The 17,810-nt window shown below is 62.7% G+C and carries 16 protein-coding genes; 12 read left to right on the forward strand and 4 right to left on the reverse strand.

From position 1 onward, the window contains the following. The first annotated feature begins 28 nt into the window (after positions 1 to 28). Positions 29 to 943, forward strand: a complete 915-nt coding sequence (locus tag C8K66_RS11320) for an SdiA-regulated domain-containing protein (protein WP_108524858.1) — start codon at positions 29 to 31, stop codon at positions 941 to 943. A 31-nt stretch (positions 944 to 974) separates the two neighbouring features. Here the strand turns inward: C8K66_RS11320 and rpiA are convergent, their stop codons facing one another. Next, the gene (gene rpiA / locus C8K66_RS11325) at positions 975 to 1,646 is read right to left on the reverse strand and encodes a ribose-5-phosphate isomerase RpiA (RefSeq protein ID WP_079444884.1); all 672 of its coding nucleotides are present in this window, start codon (positions 1,644 to 1,646) and stop codon (positions 975 to 977) included. Positions 1,647 to 1,781: 135 nt separating this feature from the next. On the opposite strand from rpiA, the gene ilvA reads away from it, so the two are divergent. Beyond that, positions 1,782 to 3,296, forward strand: coding sequence for a threonine ammonia-lyase, biosynthetic (ilvA, locus tag C8K66_RS11330; RefSeq protein ID WP_017845060.1), 1,515 nt, complete (start codon positions 1,782 to 1,784; stop codon positions 3,294 to 3,296). A gap of 41 nt (positions 3,297 to 3,337) precedes the next feature. Then, positions 3,338 to 3,751, forward strand: coding sequence for a DUF2269 family protein (locus C8K66_RS11335; RefSeq protein ID WP_108524860.1), 414 nt, complete (start codon positions 3,338 to 3,340; stop codon positions 3,749 to 3,751). 111 nt (positions 3,752 to 3,862) lie between these two features. On the opposite strand, the gene C8K66_RS11340 is transcribed toward C8K66_RS11335, so the two are convergent. Beyond that, the gene (locus C8K66_RS11340) at positions 3,863 to 4,519 is read right to left on the reverse strand and encodes an HAD family phosphatase (RefSeq protein WP_046381729.1); all 657 of its coding nucleotides are present in this window, start codon (positions 4,517 to 4,519) and stop codon (positions 3,863 to 3,865) included. A gap of 143 nt (positions 4,520 to 4,662) precedes the next feature. Here C8K66_RS11340 and C8K66_RS11345 point away from each other — a divergent pair, with 143 nt between their 5' ends. Both C8K66_RS11345 and ptsP read left to right on the forward strand, forming a co-directional pair. Beyond that, complete coding sequence (locus tag C8K66_RS11345; RefSeq protein ID WP_026139795.1) at positions 4,663 to 5,142, forward strand: RNA pyrophosphohydrolase; 480 nt, start codon at positions 4,663 to 4,665, stop codon at positions 5,140 to 5,142. Positions 5,143 to 5,164: 22 nt separating this feature from the next. After that, a complete protein-coding gene (gene ptsP, locus C8K66_RS11350) occupies positions 5,165 to 7,444 on the forward strand; it encodes a phosphoenolpyruvate--protein phosphotransferase (RefSeq protein ID WP_017845056.1) in 2,280 nt (759 codons plus the stop codon). 167 nt (positions 7,445 to 7,611) lie between these two features. On the opposite strand, the gene C8K66_RS11355 is transcribed toward ptsP, so the two are convergent. Further along, positions 7,612 to 8,358, reverse strand: coding sequence for an NRDE family protein (locus C8K66_RS11355; RefSeq protein WP_057003971.1), 747 nt, complete (start codon positions 8,356 to 8,358; stop codon positions 7,612 to 7,614). A 121-nt stretch (positions 8,359 to 8,479) separates the two neighbouring features. On the opposite strand from C8K66_RS11355, the gene C8K66_RS11360 reads away from it, so the two are divergent. From C8K66_RS11360 to C8K66_RS11370, 3 genes are all read left to right on the forward strand, one after another. After that, positions 8,480 to 9,262, forward strand: coding sequence for a sulfite exporter TauE/SafE family protein (locus tag C8K66_RS11360; RefSeq protein ID WP_017845054.1), 783 nt, complete (start codon positions 8,480 to 8,482; stop codon positions 9,260 to 9,262). A 66-nt stretch (positions 9,263 to 9,328) separates the two neighbouring features. Next, complete coding sequence (lgt, locus tag C8K66_RS11365; protein WP_057003970.1) at positions 9,329 to 10,141, forward strand: prolipoprotein diacylglyceryl transferase; 813 nt, start codon at positions 9,329 to 9,331, stop codon at positions 10,139 to 10,141. A gap of 52 nt (positions 10,142 to 10,193) precedes the next feature. Then, positions 10,194 to 11,027, forward strand: coding sequence for a thymidylate synthase (locus tag C8K66_RS11370; RefSeq protein WP_057003969.1), 834 nt, complete (start codon positions 10,194 to 10,196; stop codon positions 11,025 to 11,027). A gap of 82 nt (positions 11,028 to 11,109) precedes the next feature. On the opposite strand, the gene cadR is transcribed toward C8K66_RS11370, so the two are convergent. Further along, positions 11,110 to 11,559: a Cd(II)/Pb(II)-responsive transcriptional regulator gene (cadR, locus tag C8K66_RS11375; RefSeq protein WP_017845051.1), complete on the reverse strand. Its 450-nt coding sequence runs from the start codon at positions 11,557 to 11,559 to the stop codon at positions 11,110 to 11,112. 84 nt (positions 11,560 to 11,643) lie between these two features. Between cadR and C8K66_RS11380 the strand changes: the two genes are divergently transcribed. The 4 genes from C8K66_RS11380 to C8K66_RS11395 all read left to right on the forward strand — a co-directional run bounded on the left by C8K66_RS11380 (position 11,644) and on the right by C8K66_RS11395 (position 17,797). Then, positions 11,644 to 13,902, forward strand: coding sequence for a heavy metal translocating P-type ATPase (locus C8K66_RS11380; RefSeq protein ID WP_108524862.1), 2,259 nt, complete (start codon positions 11,644 to 11,646; stop codon positions 13,900 to 13,902). Positions 13,903 to 13,918: 16 nt separating this feature from the next. Next, complete coding sequence (locus C8K66_RS11385; protein ID WP_017845049.1) at positions 13,919 to 14,782, forward strand: LysR family transcriptional regulator; 864 nt, start codon at positions 13,919 to 13,921, stop codon at positions 14,780 to 14,782. A 236-nt stretch (positions 14,783 to 15,018) separates the two neighbouring features. Continuing rightward, entirely contained in the window at positions 15,019 to 16,083 is a 1,065-nt protein-coding gene (locus C8K66_RS11390) for a putative 2-aminoethylphosphonate ABC transporter ATP-binding protein (protein WP_046381733.1), read from the forward strand. 1 nt (position 16,084) lies between these two features. Then, a complete protein-coding gene (locus tag C8K66_RS11395) occupies positions 16,085 to 17,797 on the forward strand; it encodes a putative 2-aminoethylphosphonate ABC transporter permease subunit (RefSeq protein WP_104904286.1) in 1,713 nt (570 codons plus the stop codon). The last annotated feature ends 13 nt before the right edge of the window (positions 17,798 to 17,810 follow it).

Below are 17,810 nucleotides of genomic sequence, written 5' to 3' on the forward strand. Positions count from 1 at the left end.
TCGCCATTTTTGACTTTGAGCCCGCCCGATGCGTCGACTTGCCCGCCCCAAACCGGCTTTTTTCATACTGGTGCTGATCGCCTTGATGGGCGCGGGCGTTGTCGCACAACAGTTTCGTCTGTTCGAACGGGCCTGGTTCAATTGGCAGGTGTGGGGCCAGCCTGTTGGCGACCGCGCCATTGGCCTGGCGGATTACCGGGTCAGCGTCGAGGGCCAGGTGATCGAAGGCCTGGATGACGACGTCTCCGCGCTGACCTACGACCCGGTGCGTAAAAGCCTGTTTACCGTCACCAACAAAAACGCCGAGCTGGTCGAACTGTCCCTCGCTGGCAAGATCCTGCGAAGGATTCCCCTGGTTGGCTTCGGAGATGCCGAGGCCGTGGAATTTATCAGCGACAACATCTATGTCATCAGCGATGAGCGCCAACAGCGCCTGATCAAGGTGCATGTGGATGACGATACGCAGTTCCTCGACGCCGCCGACGCGGAGCAGATGACCCTGGGTGTGCATGTGGGGGGCAACAAGGGGTTTGAAGGGCTTGCCTACGACTCGGTGGGCAAGCGCCTGTTCGTGGCGAAGGAACGCGACCCGATGGTGATCTATGAGGTTCATGGGTTTCCCCATTTCAAACCGGAAAAAACCTACTCGGTCCACGTCATCAACAACCCCAAGCGCGATGCCGGGCTGTTCGTGCGCGACCTGTCGAGCCTGCAATACGACGAACGCAGCGGCCATTTACTGGCGCTGTCGGATGAATCGTTCCTGGTGTTGGAGCTGGATATCGACGGTCGCCCGTTAAGCAGTTTGTCGCTGCTTAACGGGCGCCATGGCCTGAATACGCGGGTGCCGCAGGCCGAAGGGATCGCCATGGATGACGCGGGTACGTTGTACCTGGTCAGCGAGCCGAACCTGTTCTACGTGTTCAAGAAACCAGAAGCCTGAACACACCGCCGACCCCACATTCGGTTGTGCGTCAGGCCTTGAGGGTTTTCACGCCTTCCGGGGTGCCCAGCAGCAGCACGTCAGCCGGGCGTGCGGCGAACAGGCCGTTGGTGACCACGCCGACGATGGCGTTGATCTGCGTCTCAAGCTCCACCGGGTTGGTGATCTGCATGTTGTACACGTCGAGGATGATGTTGCCGTTGTCGGTCAACACGCCTTCGCGGTACACCGGGTCGCCGCCCAGCTTCACCAGCTCGCGGGCCACGTGGCTGCGGGCCATCGGGATCACTTCCACCGGCAGCGGGAAGGCGCCGAGTACCGGCACCAGTTTGCTGGCGTCGGCGATGCAGATAAAGGTCTTGGCCACGGCCGCGACGATCTTCTCGCGGGTCAGGGCCGCGCCACCGCCCTTGATCAGGTTCAGGTGCGCGTCGCTTTCATCGGCGCCGTCGACGTAGAACTCCAGGTCGCTGACGGTATTGAGCTCGTACACCGGAATGCCATGGCCCTTGAGGCGCGCGGCGGTGGCTTCGGAGCTGGCCACGGCGCCATCGAACGCGCCCTTGTGCTTGGCCAGCGCATCGATGAAGCAGTTGGCAGTGGAGCCGGTGCCGACGCCGACGATGCTCTTGTCATCGAGTTTAGGAAGGATTAAATCGACGGCGGCCTGGGCCACTGCCTGTTTGAGTTGATCCTGGGTCATGCGGGCTCCGGAACGGGCGGGGAGTAGAGAGGGCGCGAGTATAACCCATCAAAACCTTTGGATTCGTGTGGTCGCCCGGCCAAACGCTGAGTTAGACTCGTCGACCCTGCCCACTCCGCCCAGTGATGCCTGCCGATGCTTGAACAGTACGTCAAAAAGATCCTCACCTCGCGCGTTTACGACGTTGCCATAGAAACCCCGTTGCAGGCCGCCCGCCAGCTCTCCGAGCGGCTGGGCAACAAGGTCTTGCTCAAGCGGGAAGACTTGCAGCCGGTGTTCTCGTTCAAGATTCGCGGCGCGTACAACAAGCTGACCCAGTTGACGGCCGATGAGCGCGCGCGCGGCGTGGTCACCGCTTCGGCGGGCAACCATGCCCAGGGCCTGGCCCTGGCGGCCAAGGTGCTGGGGGTCAAGGCCACTATCGTGATGCCCAAGACCACCCCGGAAATCAAGGTCGAAGGCGTGCGTTCCCGTGGCGGCAAAGTGGTGCTGCACGGTGATTCGTTCCCGGAAGCCCTGGCCTACTCGCTGAAACTGGTCGACGAAAAAGGCTACGTCTACATTCACCCCTACGACGACCCGCACACCATTGCCGGGCAGGGGACCGTGGCGATGGAGATCCTGCGCCAGCACCCTGGGCCGCTGGACGCGATCTTCGTGCCGGTCGGCGGCGGTGGGCTGATCGCCGGTATCGCGGCGTATGTGAAATACCTGCGTCCGGAGATCAAGATCATCGGCGTCGAGCCGGACGACTCCAACTGCCTGCAGGCCGCCATGGCCGCCGGCGAGCGCGTGGTGCTGCCGACCGTGGGGATTTTTGCCGATGGCGTGGCGGTGGCGCAGATCGGCCAGTACACCTTCGACATCTGCAAAGACTATGTGGACGAAGTGATCACCGTCAGCACCGATGAAATCTGTGCGGCGATCAAGGACATCTATGACGACACCCGCTCCATCACCGAGCCAGCGGGCGCCCTGGGTGTGGCGGGCATCAAGAAATATGTCGAGAGCCGTGGCGTCACCGGGCAAACCCTGGTGGCCATCGACTCCGGCGCCAACGTCAACTTCGACCGCCTGCGCCATGTGGCCGAGCGCGCCGAGCTGGGTGAAGGCCGCGAAGCCATCATCGCCGTGACCATCCCCGAGAAGCCGGGCAGCTTCAAGGCGTTCTGCGAGGCCGTGGGCAAGCGCCAGATCACCGAATTCAACTATCGCTACCACTCCGGCCGCGAGGCGCACATTTTCGTCGGCGTGCAGACCCATCCGGAAAACGATCCGCGCAGCGCATTGATCGCCAGCCTGACCAGCCAGGGTTTCCCGGTGCTCGACCTGACCGAGAACGAACTGGCCAAGTTGCACATCCGCCACATGGTTGGCGGGCACGCGGCGAAGGTCAGCGATGAAGTGGTGTTTCGCTTCGAATTCCCGGAGCGGCCGGGCGCCTTGTTCAACTTTCTTAACAAATTAGGCGGGCGCTGGAACATCTCGATGTTCCACTATCGCAACCACGGCGCAGCCGACGGCCGCGTGGTCGCCGGCCTGCAAGTCCCGGCGGACGAGCGCCATCTGGTATCGGCAGCCCTTGAAGCCATCGGCTACCCGTACTGGGATGAAAGCGATAACCCGGCTTACAAACTGTTCCTCGGTTGAGCGACTACGCTGATTGGGGCGGCCTTTAAGGAAGACGACACATGGAAACCCTGACCACCCTCAAAGTTATCCACATGGCGGCGACCGTGTTGCTGCTGCTCAGCGGCCTCGGCCTGGCGCTGCTGGCCTGGCGCAAACGCAGTGCCGGCCCGGCGATCACCGTGCAGCGCCCGTGGGCGTTCGTATGGTTGTTGATGGGGATCTGCCTGATCAGCATGCCGTTTACCGGCTGGTGGCTGGTGCATCTGGTCGGCTGGCCGCTGGGGCAGACCTGGATCCTGGGTTCCAGCCTGCTTTACACCGTCGCGGCGCTGTGCTGGTTCTGGCTGGTGGCGCGGCTCAATCGCTTGCGCAAGGGCGAGGGCGGTAGCCTGAATTTCACCTTGGCATTGGCGGTGGTCAGCCTGGTGGGGTTTGTGGCGATTGCGGGGTTGATGGGGGGCAAGCCGGTTTAAGGCTTGGGACCGAGTTGTCTGCATCGGGAGCAAGCTCCCTCCCACATTTAACCGCGTACATCCGTTGAAATGCAGTTAAATGTGGGAGGGGGCTTGCCCCCGATAGGGCCATCAGCTCCGCAGCGTAATCACCGGCCAGCCGCGTTTTTCAGCCTCAGCCCGCAGATTCGGATCCGGGTCTACCGCGATCGGATACGTCACCTGCTCCAGCAGCGGCAAGTCATTCATCGAATCGCTGTAGAAGTAGCTGTCTTCCAGGCTGTGCCCGGTTTCTTCCAGCCAACGGTTCAGGCGCGTCACCTTGCCTTCGCGAAAGCACGGCACATCGGTGCTGCGCCCGGTGTAGCGGCCGTCTTCCATCTCGCATTCGGTGGCGATCAGGGCGTCTACGCCCAGGCGTGCGGCAATTGGCGCGGTGACGAAGCGGTTGGTCGCGGTGATGATCACCAGCTTGTCGCCAGCGGCGCGGTGCTTGGCCAGCAGTTCAAATGCCTGCGGCAGCATGATCGGCTCGATGCAGTCGCGCATGTAGTCGTTGTGCCATGCCTCCAATTGGGCCATTTCGGTGCGGCCGAGGATTTCCAGGCAAAAATTCAGGTAGGCCGCGTTATCCAGCTGGCCGGCCAGGTAGTCCTGATAGAATTCGTCGTTGCGTGCCTTGTAGGTCACCGGGTCGAGAAATCCGCGTTCACAGAGGTAATCGCCCCAGGCGTGATCGCTGTCACCCCCCAGAAGCGTGTTGTCCAAGTCGAATAAAGCCAGGCGCATTACAGTTACCCGCTGAAAAGTCTGTAAAAAGGCGTCCAGAATACGGTCTTTTCACAAGACTGCACATAAGCTAAGAAGCCTCGTTGCCGCTGGAACAACCTTTGTGGAACAATGCGACGACATGCGTTTGCGAGGTTGTTGCCGTGATCGACCCCGATGGTTTCCGTCCTAATGTCGGGATTATTCTTACGAATGATTCCGGACAGGTCCTATGGGCTCGCCGAATCAACCAAGATGCCTGGCAGTTTCCTCAAGGTGGGATCAACCCTGACGAAACCCCTGAAGACGCCTTGTACCGCGAGTTGAACGAAGAAGTCGGCCTTGAGCGCGAAGATGTGCAAATTTTGGCCTGTACCCGTGGCTGGTTGCGTTATCGTTTGCCGCAACGCCTGGTGCGTACCCACAGCCAACCGCTGTGTATCGGCCAGAAGCAGAAATGGTTTCTCCTGCGCCTGATCTCCAACGAGCAGCGGGTGCGGATGGATTTGACCGGTAAACCGGAGTTCGATGGCTGGCGTTGGGTCAGTTATTGGTATCCGTTGGGCCAGGTGGTGACATTCAAGCGCGAGGTTTATCGTCGCGCTCTCAAAGAGCTTGCCCCGCGCCTTTTAACGCGCGACTGACGACGGAGTTCGACCCCGAGCCATGCTCAATACGCTGCGCAAGATCGTCCAGGAAGTTAACTCCGCCAAGGATCTCAAGGCGGCGTTGGGGATTATTGTGTTGCGCGTCAAGGAAGCCATGGGCAGCCAGGTCTGCTCGGTTTACCTGCTGGACCCCGAGACCAACCGTTTTGTGCTGATGGCGACCGAGGGCTTGAACAAGCGCTCCATCGGCAAGGTCAGCATGGCGCCCAATGAAGGTCTGGTGGGCTTGGTAGGGACGCGTGAAGAACCCCTGAACCTTGAAAACGCGGCTGATCACCCGCGTTATCGCTACTTTGCCGAAACCGGCGAAGAGCGCTACGCCTCGTTCCTCGGCGCGCCGATCATTCACCACCGCCGCGTTGTCGGCGTGTTGGTCATCCAGCAGAAAGAACGCCGCCAGTTCGACGAAGGCGAAGAAGCCTTCCTCGTGACCATGAGCGCGCAATTGGCCGGGGTGATCGCCCATGCCGAAGCCACCGGCTCGATTCGCGGCCTGGGGCGCCAGGGCAAGGGCATCCAGGAAGCCAAGTTCGTCGGCGTACCGGGCTCGCCAGGTGCGGCCGTCGGTACGGCCGTGGTCATGTTGCCGCCGGCCGACCTCGATGTGGTGCCGGACAAGACCGTCAGCGACATCGACGCCGAAATCAAACTGTTCAAGACCGCCCTGGAAGGCGTGCGCGCCGACATGCGCAACCTGTCGAACAAGCTCGCCACCCAACTGCGCCCCGAAGAGCGAGCGCTGTTCGAGGTGTACCAGATGATGCTGGATGACGCGTCGCTGGGCAGCGAAGTCAAAAACGTGATCAAGACCGGCCAGTGGGCCCAGGGCGCGCTGCGCCAGGTGGTCTCCGATCACGTCAACCGTTTCGAATTGATGGACGACGCCTACCTGCGCGAGCGCGCCTCGGATGTGCGCGACCTCGGTCGCCGTCTGCTCGCTTACTTGCAGGAAGACCGTTCCACCAACCTGGTCTACCCCGACAACACCATCCTGATCAGTGAAGAACTGACCGCCACCATGCTCGGCGAAGTGCCGGAAGGCAAACTGGTGGGCCTGATCTCGGTGCTCGGTTCGGGCAACTCCCACGTCGCGATCCTGGCCCGGGCCATGGGTATTCCGACGGTGATGGGCCTGGTGGACCTGCCGTATTCCAAGGTCGACGGCATCGAAATGATCGTCGACGGCAACCGTGGCGAGGTGTTCACCAACCCCAGCGAAGTGATGCGCAAGCAGTACGCCGAGGTGGTGGAAGAGGAACGCCAGCTGTCCCAGGGCCTCGACGCCTTGCGCGAACTGCCCTGCGTGACCCTCGACGGGCATCGCGTGCCGCTGCTGGTCAACACCGGCCTGCTCGCCGATGTGGCCCGCGCGCAACAACGCGGCGCCGAAGGGGTGGGGCTGTACCGCACCGAAGTGCCGTTCATGATCAACCAGCGCTTTCCGAGCGAGAAGGAGCAGCTGGCGATTTATCGCGAGCAACTGTCCGCCTTCCATCCGTTGCCGGTGACGATGCGCAGCCTGGACATTGGCGGCGATAAGTCACTGTCGTATTTCCCGATCAAGGAAGACAACCCCTTCCTCGGCTGGCGCGGGATTCGCGTCACCCTCGACCACCCGGAAATTTTCCTCGTACAAACCCGCGCCATGCTCAAGGCCAGCGAGGGCCTGAACAACCTGCGCATCCTGCTGCCGATGATCTCCGGCACCCATGAGCTGGAAGAAGCCCTGCACCTGATCCACCGCGCCTGGGGCGAGGTGCGCGACGAAGGCGCCGACGTACCGATGCCGCCGATCGGCGTGATGATCGAAATTCCGGCGGCGGTGTACCAGGCCAAGGAACTGGCGCGGCAGGTGGACTTCCTGTCGGTGGGCTCCAACGACCTGACCCAATACCTGCTGGCCGTGGACCGCAACAACCCACGGGTGGCCGACCTCTACGACTACCTGCACCCGGCGGTGCTGCAAGCGCTGCAACATGTGGTGCGCGACGCCCATGCCGAAGGCAAGCCGGTGAGCATCTGCGGGGAAATGGCCGGCGATCCGGCGGCAGCGGTGCTGTTGATGGCGATGGGCTTTGACAGCCTGTCGATGAACGCCACCAACTTGCCGAAGGTGAAGTGGCTGCTGCGCCAGGTCAACCTGAGCATGGCCAAGGAACTGCTGGCCGAGCTGATGACCATCGACAACCCGCAAGTTATCCACAGCTCGCTGCAACTGGCGCTGAAGAACCTGGGGTTGACGCGGATGATCAACCCGGCCTCTGCCAAAACCCTCTAAAACCTGGCGCCGATCAAAAATGTGGGAGGGGCGGTGCGACGATTCGACTTGCCCTCGATTACGGAGTGTCAGTCAGCACACGAGCTTGCTCGCGAAAAACCTGAGGGTACTGCGTGCATTCAGGGGGGGCGCGTCATTGTTGACGTTTTTCGCGAGCAAGCTCGCTCCTACAGGTTGAGTTCGACTTCGCCGAGCCGCCCACCGTGCGGCCCAAAACTGCGCTCCACCATCTGCCGCGTGCCGTCCGCATTCACAATCAGCGCTGTACTCGCCCGTGTCCCATAACTGGGGCTGGCGATAAATACGCTTGATAGCAAACTCTCGGTCGCCAAGCCCACGCCGGTGTCCGGCAAGTCGGCAAACGGCGCGGTCTGCGGGTCGCTCAAGATATCCAGCAAGGTTTCCGGCTGCGGGTTCTCCAGTACCTCGCCCAGCGCTGCCTTGGCCTTGAGCAATTTCGGCCATGGCGTGTCGAGCCCTGCATTGGAAAGGCCGTACACCCCGGCGGGCAGCTGCGTAGGCACGCTGTCGCGGGCGTTGTAATGCCACAGCTCCTCCCGCGTGCCCACCAACAGGTTGAACCCGGCATATTCAATCGCGCGGCCGTTGATCTCCGCCAAATACTGCTCAAGCGGCAGCGAACCGCTGAGAAACCGCGCCACCAATTCCCCACGCGACTTGCGGGCCGGCGGCTGGTGCGGGTCGCGGATATTGGTCAGGGCGGCAAACCGCCCGTCGGCGTTCACCCCCAGCCAGGTGCCGCCCGCTTCCTGGTCGCGGCCGGCATAGACGGCAGGCGCATCCGGCCATTGGGCCAGCGGCAGGCTGGGGCGGGCGTAGAACTCGTCACGGTTGGCCGCGACGATCAGCGGTTGGGCATGGCCCGGCCGCCAGGCGAAAACAATCAGGCACATCAGGCGATCTCCCTTTGTGTGTTTGGCCACTCTACCTACACTGGCGCGGGCGTTCCATCGTATCCAGTTGGGTCGCATGCCTTCCATCCGTTAACATGCCGGACTTGGTTTGGGGGCTCCCATGGAATTTCTGCTGTATTTACTGCTGGGCGCCTGTGCCGGGGTGCTCGCCGGGCTGTTTGGCGTGGGCGGCGGGATCATTATCGTGCCGGTGCTGGTGTTCAGTTTCACCTTGCAGGGCTTCGACCCGCAGGTGCTGACCCACCTGGCCGTGGGCACGTCCCTGGCGACGATCATCTTCACCTCGATCAACGCCGTGCGTGAGCACCATCGACGGGGCGCGGTGCGCTGGCCGATCTTTGTGTGGATGACCGTGGGCATCCTGATCGGCGCCGGTTTTGGCGCGCTGACGGCGGAGGCGATTTCCGGCCCCCACTTGCAGAAGATCATCGGCGTGTTCGCGCTGATCATCGCCGTGCAGTTGGCCCTGGAGGTCAAGCCCAAGGCCAGTCGAACGGTGCCGGGCAAGCTCGGTCTGACCCTGGCGGGCACGGTGATCGGCTGGGCCTCGGCGATTTTCGGGATTGGCGGCGGTTCGCTGACCGTGCCGTTTTTGACCTGGCGCAGCGTGCCGATGCAGCAAGCGGTGGCCACTTCGTCGGCCTGCGGGCTGCCGATTGCGCTGGCCAGTGCATTAAGTTTCATGATTCTGGGCTGGCATGACCCGCTGCTGCCCGCTCATAGTCTAGGGTTCGTGTATTTGCCGGCGCTGCTGGGCATTGCCCTGACCAGCATGGTGTTTGCCCGCTTCGGCGCGCGCCTGGCGCACCGTTTGTCGCCGCGCTTGCTCAAACGCCTGTTTGCCGGGCTGCTGTTTTGCGTGGGTTTGAATTTCTTGCTGTAACGCAGCCTTAATCGCGCCCGGGCATGGTCCCGGTCGCCATAACGAATGATTTAACGAGGAGTCGCAATGCTGCCTTACCCGCAGATCGACCCGGTGGCCCTGGCCATCGGTCCGCTGAAAATCCACTGGTACGGGTTGATGTACCTGATCGGCATCGGCGGCGCCTGGCTGCTGGCTTCCCGGCGCCTGAACCGTTTCGACCCGACCTGGACCAAGGAGAAACTCTCCGACATGGTGTTCTGGTTGTCGATGGGGGTCATCGTCGGCGGACGCCTGGGGTATGTGCTGTTTTACGACTTGCCCGCCTACATCGCCAACCCGACGCTGATCTTCGAGGTATGGAAGGGCGGCATGGCCTTCCACGGTGGGTTTATCGGCGTGATGCTCGCCGCCTGGTGGTTTGGCCGTCGCAACGGCAAGTCGTTCTTCGAGCTGATGGACTTCGTTGCGCCGCTGGTGCCGATCGGTCTGGGCGCCGGGCGTATCGGTAACTTCATCAATGCCGAACTGTGGGGCAAGCCGACCGACGTGCCGTGGGCCATGGTGTTCCCTCCGTTCAGCGACCCGGCGCAATTGCCGCGCCATCCGTCGCAGCTGTACCAGTTCGCCCTGGAAGGTGTGGCACTGTTCCTCATTCTGTACATTTTCTCGCGCAAGCCACGGCCGACCATGGCTGTGTCGGGTATGTTCGCGTTGTTCTACGGCATCTTCCGTTTTGTCGTCGAGTTCGTGCGCGTCCCGGATGCGCAACTGGGCTACCTGGCGTTCGGTTGGGTGACCATGGGCCAGATCCTCAGTCTGCCGATGATCATCGTCGGCCTGGGCCTGCTGTGGTGGGCGTACAACCGTCCGCAACCGTTGAAGAACACCGCGCTTTGAATTCGAATGCCGAGGCCTGCGAGGTCTCGGCTGCACCGATACGGGTAATGACATGAAGCAATATCTCGAACTACTGAACGACGTCGTGACCAATGGCCTGACCAAGGGCGACCGCACCGGCACCGGCACCAAGGCTGTGTTTGCCCGTCAGTATCGGCATAACTTGGCCGACGGCTTCCCGCTGCTGACCACCAAGAAGCTTCACTTCAAAAGCATCGCCAACGAATTGATCTGGATGTTGAGCGGCAACACCAACATCAAGTGGTTGAACGAGAACGGCGTGCGTATCTGGGACGAGTGGGCCACCGAAGACGGTGATCTGGGCCCGGTGTACGGCGAGCAGTGGACCGCCTGGCCGACCAAGGACGGCGGCACGATCAATCAGATCGACTACATGGTCGAGACGCTGAAGACCAACCCCAACAGCCGCCGCATCCTGTTCCACGGCTGGAACGTCGAGTACCTGCCGGACGAGACCAAGAGCCCCCAGGAAAATGCGCGCAACGGCAAGCAGGCCCTGCCGCCGTGCCACCTGCTGTACCAGGCGTTCGTGCATGACGGCCATCTGTCGATGCAGTTGTATATCCGCAGCTCCGACGTATTCCTCGGCCTGCCGTACAACACCGCCGCGCTGGCGCTGCTGACCCACATGCTGGCCCAGCAGTGCGACCTGATCCCCCACGAGATCATCGTCACCACCGGCGACACCCACGCCTACAGCAACCACATGGAACAGATCCAGACCCAACTGGCGCGCACGCCGAAGAAGCTGCCGGAATTGGTGATCAAGCGTAAGCCTGCGTCGATCTATGACTACAAGTTCGAAGACTTCGAAATCGTCGGTTACAACGCTGACCCAAGCATTAAAGCCGACGTCGCCATCTAAAGGCTGCCTCCGTCTAAAGGTGTGGGCTTGTGTGGGAGGGAGCAAGTCCCCTCCCACACTTTGATTCGGTTACCAGGCTGAATTAATGCCCATGGCTTCTGCCCACATGCGAAGGCTCAGCCTCGCTGGCGGCGACACTGCCGCTGACCTCCAGCCGCTGCAATATCCCGCACTGATCCAGCTCCGGCCCGCTGCCACAGCGCTGGCGCAGGTCGATCAGCTGTTCCTGCAATGCCAACAGGCCATCGATCCGTGCTTTGACATGGTGGATATGCTCGTCGATCAGCGCATTCACGTTTTCGCATTGGTCCTGCGGGCTGTCTCGTAAGCCCAGCAGGCTGCGGATTTCTTCCAGGGTCATGTCCAGGCTGCGGCAGTTGCGGATAAACACCAGCCGCTCGGTGTGCGCCTGGGTGTACACGCGGTAGTTGGCCTCGGTACGTGCCGGTGGTGGCAGCAAGCCTTCCTTCTCGTAATAACGGATGGTTTCCACCGGGCAGTCGGTCAGCTTGGCCAATTCGCCGATCTTCATCGCAACAATCTCCAAATGGGTGCTTGACCCTATAGTGGCTACAGGGTCTTTACTTGGCAACAGGCACCTTACGGACGCGACCAGATGAGCGACTCCCATCACACCCCGCACACGCACGATCACGCGCATGACCACGCTCATGCGCCGAAAAAACTGACACCGGTGCATGACCACGGCCACGCCGGTGCCTGCTGCTCCGGCACGCCAGCCCCGGCGTTGGTGCAACTGAGCGCCGCGCCAAGCGCCGATTCGCGCCTGAGCACCTTCCGCATCGAAGCCATGGACTGCCCCACCGAGCAGACCCTGATCCAGAACAAACTGGGCAAGCTTGCCGGTGTGCAGCAGCTGGAATTCAACCTGATCAACCGCATCCTCGGTGTCACCCATGACCTGCCGAGCACCGCGCCGATCATCGACGCCATCAAGTCCCTGGGCATGCAGGCCGATCCGATCGAAGAGGGCACCCCGGCTGCCGCACCGCCGGCGAAGAAACACTGGTGGCCGTTGGCGTTGTCCGGCGTCGGCGCCCTGGCGGCCGAAGTGATCCACTTCACCAACGCGGCCCCGACCTGGGTGATCGCCCTGGTGGCGCTGGTCTCGATCCTCAGCGGCGGCCTGACCACCTATAAAAAGGGCTGGATTGCCCTGAAAAACCTCAACCTGAACATCAACGCGCTGATGAGCATCGCCGTGACCGGCGCGATCCTGATCGGCCAATGGCCGGAAGCGGCGATGGTGATGTTCCTGTTCACCGTGGCCGAATTGATCGAAGCCAAGTCCCTCGACCGCGCGCGCAATGCCATCAGCGGCTTGATGCAGATGACCCCGGAACGGGCCACGGTGCGCCAGGCCGACGGCAGTTGGGCCGAACGGGAAGTGAACAGTGTGGAATTGGGCGCCATCGTGCGGGTTCGCCCCGGCGAGCGCATCGGCCTGGACGGCGAAGTCACCGCCGGCCAGTCGACCATCGACCAGGCGCCGATCACCGGCGAAAGTCTGCCGATTGAAAAAACCGTGGGCGATAAAGTCTTCGCCGGCACCATCAACCAGGCCGGTTCCCTGGAATACGCAGTCACGGCGGCCGCCAGCAACTCGACCCTGGCGCGGATCATCCACGCCGTGGAACAGGCTCAGGGCGCCCGCGCGCCGACCCAGCGTTTTGTCGACCGTTTTGCGAAGATCTACACCCCGGCGGTGTTCCTGTTTGCCCTGGGCGTGGCGCTGATCCCGCCGCTGTTCATGGCTGGCGTCTGGTTCGACTGGATCTACCGCGCCCTGGTGCTGCTGGTGGTCGCATGCCCGTGCGCCTTGGTGATCTCCACCCCGGTGACCATCGTCAGCGGCCTGGCCGCAGCGGCGCGCAAAGGCATCCTGATCAAGGGCGGCGTGTACCTGGAGGGCGGTTACAAACTCGACTACCTGGCCCTCGACAAGACCGGCACCATCACCCACGGCAAACCGGTGCAAACCGACTACCTGGCACTGTTCCCGAATGTCGAAGACAGTGCGCCGGGGTTGGCCGCCGCCCTCGCCGGGCGTTCCGACCACCCGGTATCGCTGGCCATCGCCAACGCGGCTGTGGATAAAAACCTGCCGCGCCATGCTGTGGATAACTTCACTGCCCTGACCGGTCGCGGTGTGCGCGGTGATATCAACGGCGCAACCTACCACCTGGGCAACCACCGCCTGGTGGAAGAACTCGGCCTGTGCTCGCCCGCTCTGGAAGACAAACTCTTCGCCCTGGAGAAACAAGGCAAATCCGTGGTGCTGCTGCTCGACACATCCGGCCCGCTGGCGCTGTTCGCCGTGGCCGACACGGTCAAGGACAGCAGCCGCGAAGCGATCCAGCAGTTGCACGAGCTGGGCATCAAAACCCTGATGCTCACCGGCGACAACACCCACACTGCCCAGGCGATTGCGGCCCAGGTCGGCATCGACCAGGCCCAGGGCGACCTGTTGCCCACCGACAAACTGCTAGCCATCGAAGCCCTTTACGGCCAAGGCCGGCGCGTGGGCATGGTTGGCGACGGCATCAACGACGCCCCGGCGTTGGCCCGCGCCGAGATCGGTTTTGCCATGGCCGCGGCAGGCACCGACACTGCCATCGAAACTGCCGACGTGGCCTTGATGGACGATGATTTGCGCAAGATTCCGGCTTTCATTCGGTTGTCGCGGCAAACCTCGAGTATCCTCAAGCAGAACATCGCCCTGGCGCTGGTGATCAAGGCGGTCTTCCTTGCGGTCACCTTCCTGGGCATGGCCACCATGTGGATGGCGGTGTTTGCCGACATGGGCGTAAGCCTGCTGGTGGTGTTCAATGGCCTGCGCCTGCTGCGCAAATAAATGATGTGAGGGTGGTGTGCTGAGTGCCGAGTTGAAGGCGTTTTTTATGGTCGCCCGCCTGGGCAGCATTACCCAGGCGGCGAAAAAGCTCGGCCTGAGCCAGCCCACCGTCACCACGCAGATCCGCAACCTGGAAAGCCAGTACGGCGTCGAGCTGTTCTATCGCGGGGGCCGCCGCCTGACGGTCAGCGACGAAGGCGCGCGCCTGCTGCCGATGGTCAAGACGCTGTTGCAGCAGGAAGCGGATATCGAGTTTTTCCTGCGTAACAGTGGCCAGGTCCAGGGCGCATTGCGGATTGCCGCGACGGCGCCGTATTACATCCTCGACCTGGTCAAAGCCTTCCGCGAGCGTTTGCCCCAGGTGGAAGTGTCGGTGGAAATCGGCAACTCCCAACAGGTGCTCGAAGCCCTGGATGATTACCGCGTCGACGTCGCCGCGTCCTCGCAACTGCTGGAAGACCCGCGCCTGATTCGCCGTGTGCTGGGCACCGATCCGCTGGTGCTGGCGGTGCATCGGAACCACCCGTTGGCGACGCTCGATCATGTGCCGTTGACCGCGCTGGCCGGGCATACGCTGTTGATGCGTGAAGCCGGCTCCACCACGCGACGCCTGACGGAACAGCTGCTGCAGGGTGCCGGCGTGAGTTACGGGCCGCTGCTGGAAATCGGCAGCCGCGAGTCGATTCGTGAAGCGGTGCTGCGCAATATCGGCATCAGCATCATCGCCCGCCAGGAAGTGCCCCATGACCCGCAGTTGCGGGTGCTGACCATCGAGAACGCGCCGCAGATCGCTGAGTACCTCTACTGCCTCAAGGAAAGAAAAGGCGCTCGCCTGCCAGCTGCTTTTCTCGGGTTGGCGCAGGAAATGTCGCCGATCTGAAATCCGGTGGTGGTCTTGAGGGCGCTATCGGGGGCAAGCCCCCTCCCACACTTGACCGAGTTCCAACATGAGAATGCGGTCAAAATGTGGGAGGGGGCTTGCCCCCGATAGCGCCAGACCTGGCACCCCCCTACCCAAATCCACCAATACCACTATCGCCACGTTTTGCCTTTCTGCCACATCAGGGACGCATTGCCTGCCTAGCATGGCCCTCATCTGTTTGATGAGGTGCCTCCATGAACACAGCCCTGACCCAACCCGGCGCGCCAATGAAGGTGCGCGGTATCCAGAAACGCTTCGGCGCCTTTACCGCGCTGGACAACGTGTCCCTGGACGTCGCCGCCGGCGAGCTGGTGTGCCTGCTGGGCCCGTCCGGTTGTGGCAAGACCACGCTGCTGCGCTGCATCGCCGGCCTCGAGCGCCAGGACAGTGGGGAGCTTTATCTGGGTGAGCGGGATGTTTCCCTGCTGCCGCCGCAGGCGCGGGACTACGGCATTTTGTTCCAGTCCTACGCGCTGTTCCCCAACCTCAGCGTTGAAGCGAATATCGGCTACGGCCTCACCGGCAGCGGTCGCGATGAAGTGCGCAAGCGTGTCGGTCAGATGCTCGAACTGGTCGGCCTGCTCGGCAGCGAAAAGAAATACCCCGGCCAACTCTCCGGCGGCCAGCAACAACGGGTCGCGCTGGCCCGTGCCTTGGCGCCGGCACCCTCGCTGTTGCTGCTCGATGAGCCGATGTCGGCCCTCGACGCCCGCGTCCGTGAGCACCTGTGTACCGAGCTGCGCCAACTGCAACGGCGCCTCGGTGTCACCACGCTGATGGTCACCCACAATCAGGACGAAGCCATGTTGATGGCCGACCGCATTGCCGTGATGAACAACGGTAAGGTCGAGCAATACGCCACGCCCCAAGAGATCTACGACCGCCCGGCCACACCGTTCGTGGCGGAGTTCGTCGGCCAGGGCAATTGGCTGCCGTTCAGCCGCAGCAGCGCGAGCCACGCCCAGGTCGGCGGGATGCACATGCGCCTGGCCGATGATGCTGGCGCGGCCACCTCCGGGCGCCTGTTCTGCCGCCCGGAGGCGATCAGCGTCAACCCGCTGGTGCATGAAGAGAACCTGTTTGCGGCCAAGGTCCGCGAGATCACCTTCCTCGGCAACCGTTGCCGCATGAGCTTTGAACTGGCGCAACTGCCCGGTCATCCGCTGCTGGCCGAACTGGCTCCGGAAGCCATGCCGCGCCTGGGGGCCCAGGACATCTGGGTCGCGTTGCCGCCGCGCAGCCTGCAGGTGTTTGCCTGACATGGGTGCGCTGATGACGCTGCCCATTGCACGCCGGGTGTCCCGCGCCGAGTTGGGCGACCGCCTTTTCGTGCTGGGCGGCAAATGGCTATGGCTGTGCCTGCTGGGTATCGCGGTGTTGTTGCCGCTGCTGGCGATCTTCTGGCGCGGCTTCAGCAGCGAAGCCGGGCAGGGCGGCGGGCTGGTGGCGGCACGGGAACTGGTCAGCAGCGCCAACTTCCACTGGCTGCTTGGGAATAGCCTGAAAGTCTCCCTCAGCGTGGCGGTCATTGTCGTACCGCTGGCGTATCTGTTTGCCTACGCGCTGCAACGCACACTGATCCCGGCCAAGGCGCTTTGGCGCGGCCTGTCGCTGCTGCCGTTGATGGCGCCGTCAATGCTGCCGGGGATCGCGTTGGTCTATCTGTTCGGCAACCAGGGCCTGCTGCGCGGTTTGTTGTCGGAGAATATCTACGGCTTCTGGGGCATTGTCCTCGGTGAGGTGATCTACACCTTCCCACACGCCTTGATGATCCTGTTGTCGGCGCTTTCCCTGGCGGATGCGCGCTTGTTCGATGCCGCCTCGAGCATGGGTGCCAGCCCGGCCCGGGCATTTCGCAGCATCACTTGGCCTGCCACGCGCCAGGCGGTGTTCGCCGCGTTTTGCCTGGTGTTCACCCTGACCATCACCGACTTCGGCGTACCGGTGGTGGTCGGCGGCGATTATCAGGTGCTGGCGCTGGAAGCCTACAAGGCCGTGGTCGGCCAGCAACAGTTCGGGCGCGGGGCGTTGATCGGCATGGTGTTGCTGCTGCCGGCGCTGTTCAGCTTTGGCGTCGATACCTGGCTGCGTCGGCGCCAGGGTGATGCTATGGGCGGCCGTGCCCAGGTGTTCCAGCCGGCCCCGTCGCGGCGGCGCGATGCCTGTTACCTGGCCATCGTGCTGCTGATCTGCGCGGTGTTGCTGCTGGTGTTCGGCATGGCGGTGTACTCGTCGCTGGTGAAGTTCTGGCCCTACAACCTGTCGCTGTCGCTCAACCACTACCAGTTCGAAGACACAGCCGGCGGCGGCTGGCTGGCGTACCGCAACAGCCTGACCCTGGCGCTGTGTACGGCGTTGATCGGCAGCGTGCTGATCTTCACCGGCGCGTACCTGATGGAAAAGACCCAGGGCCAGAAAGGCCTGAACCTGGCGCTGCGCATGCTCAGCTTCGTGCCGATGGCCGTGCCGGGCCTGGTGCTGGGCCTGGGCTACGTCTTCTTCTTCAACCTCAGCGGCAACCCGCTGCATGTGTTCTACGGCACCATGACGCTGCTGGTGGTGTGTACCATCGCTCATTATTTGACCACCGCGCAGATGACCGCCACCACCGCGCTGCGCCAGCTCGATGCCGAGTTCGAAGCCGCCGCGCTGTCGCTCAAGGCGCCGCTGTACCGCCACTACCTGCGCGTCACCGTGCCGATCTGCCTGCCGGCGCTGCTGGACATCGTGCGCTACCTGTTTGTGTCGGCGATGACCACTGTCTCGGCGGCGATCTTCCTCTACAGCCCCGACACCATCCTCGCCGCCGTCGCCGTGTTGAACATGGACGACGCCGGCAATGTGGGCGGCGCGGCGGCCATGTCCACTTTGATTCTGTTCACTTCGGCCAGCGTCTCGCTGCTGCTGGCGTGGGCCTCACGTGGCGCGTTGCGCCGCTCCCAAGCCTGGCGCCAGACCGCGCCGGGCCAATAACCCTGAAGGAGGT

The sequence above is a fragment of the Pseudomonas sp. GV105 genome, assembly GCF_003058185.1.
GTDB lineage: Bacteria > Pseudomonadota > Gammaproteobacteria > Pseudomonadales > Pseudomonadaceae > Aquipseudomonas > Aquipseudomonas veronii.

Bases quoted from the DNA above. Each gene is read 5' to 3' on its own strand.
- C8K66_RS11320 (WP_108524858.1), top strand. From the start codon at position 29: ATGCGTCGACTTGCCCGCCCCAAACCGGCTTTTTTCATACTGGTGCTG.
- rpiA (WP_079444884.1), bottom strand. From the start codon at position 1,646: ATGACCCAGGATCAACTCAAACAGGCAGTGGCCCAGGCCGCCGTCGAT.
- ilvA (WP_017845060.1), top strand. From the start codon at position 1,782: ATGCTTGAACAGTACGTCAAAAAGATCCTCACCTCGCGCGTTTACGAC.
- C8K66_RS11335 (WP_108524860.1), top strand. From the start codon at position 3,338: ATGGAAACCCTGACCACCCTCAAAGTTATCCACATGGCGGCGACCGTG.
- C8K66_RS11340 (WP_046381729.1), bottom strand. From the start codon at position 4,519: ATGCGCCTGGCTTTATTCGACTTGGACAACACGCTTCTGGGGGGTGAC.
- ptsP (WP_017845056.1), top strand. From the start codon at position 5,165: ATGCTCAATACGCTGCGCAAGATCGTCCAGGAAGTTAACTCCGCCAAG.
- C8K66_RS11355 (WP_057003971.1), bottom strand. From the start codon at position 8,358: ATGTGCCTGATTGTTTTCGCCTGGCGGCCGGGCCATGCCCAACCGCTG.
- C8K66_RS11360 (WP_017845054.1), top strand. From the start codon at position 8,480: ATGGAATTTCTGCTGTATTTACTGCTGGGCGCCTGTGCCGGGGTGCTC.
- lgt (WP_057003970.1), top strand. From the start codon at position 9,329: ATGCTGCCTTACCCGCAGATCGACCCGGTGGCCCTGGCCATCGGTCCG.
- C8K66_RS11370 (WP_057003969.1), top strand. From the start codon at position 10,194: ATGAAGCAATATCTCGAACTACTGAACGACGTCGTGACCAATGGCCTG.
- cadR (WP_017845051.1), bottom strand. From the start codon at position 11,559: ATGAAGATCGGCGAATTGGCCAAGCTGACCGACTGCCCGGTGGAAACC.
- C8K66_RS11380 (WP_108524862.1), top strand. From the start codon at position 11,644: ATGAGCGACTCCCATCACACCCCGCACACGCACGATCACGCGCATGAC.
- C8K66_RS11390 (WP_046381733.1), top strand. From the start codon at position 15,019: ATGAACACAGCCCTGACCCAACCCGGCGCGCCAATGAAGGTGCGCGGT.
- C8K66_RS11395 (WP_104904286.1), top strand. From the start codon at position 16,085: ATGGGTGCGCTGATGACGCTGCCCATTGCACGCCGGGTGTCCCGCGCC.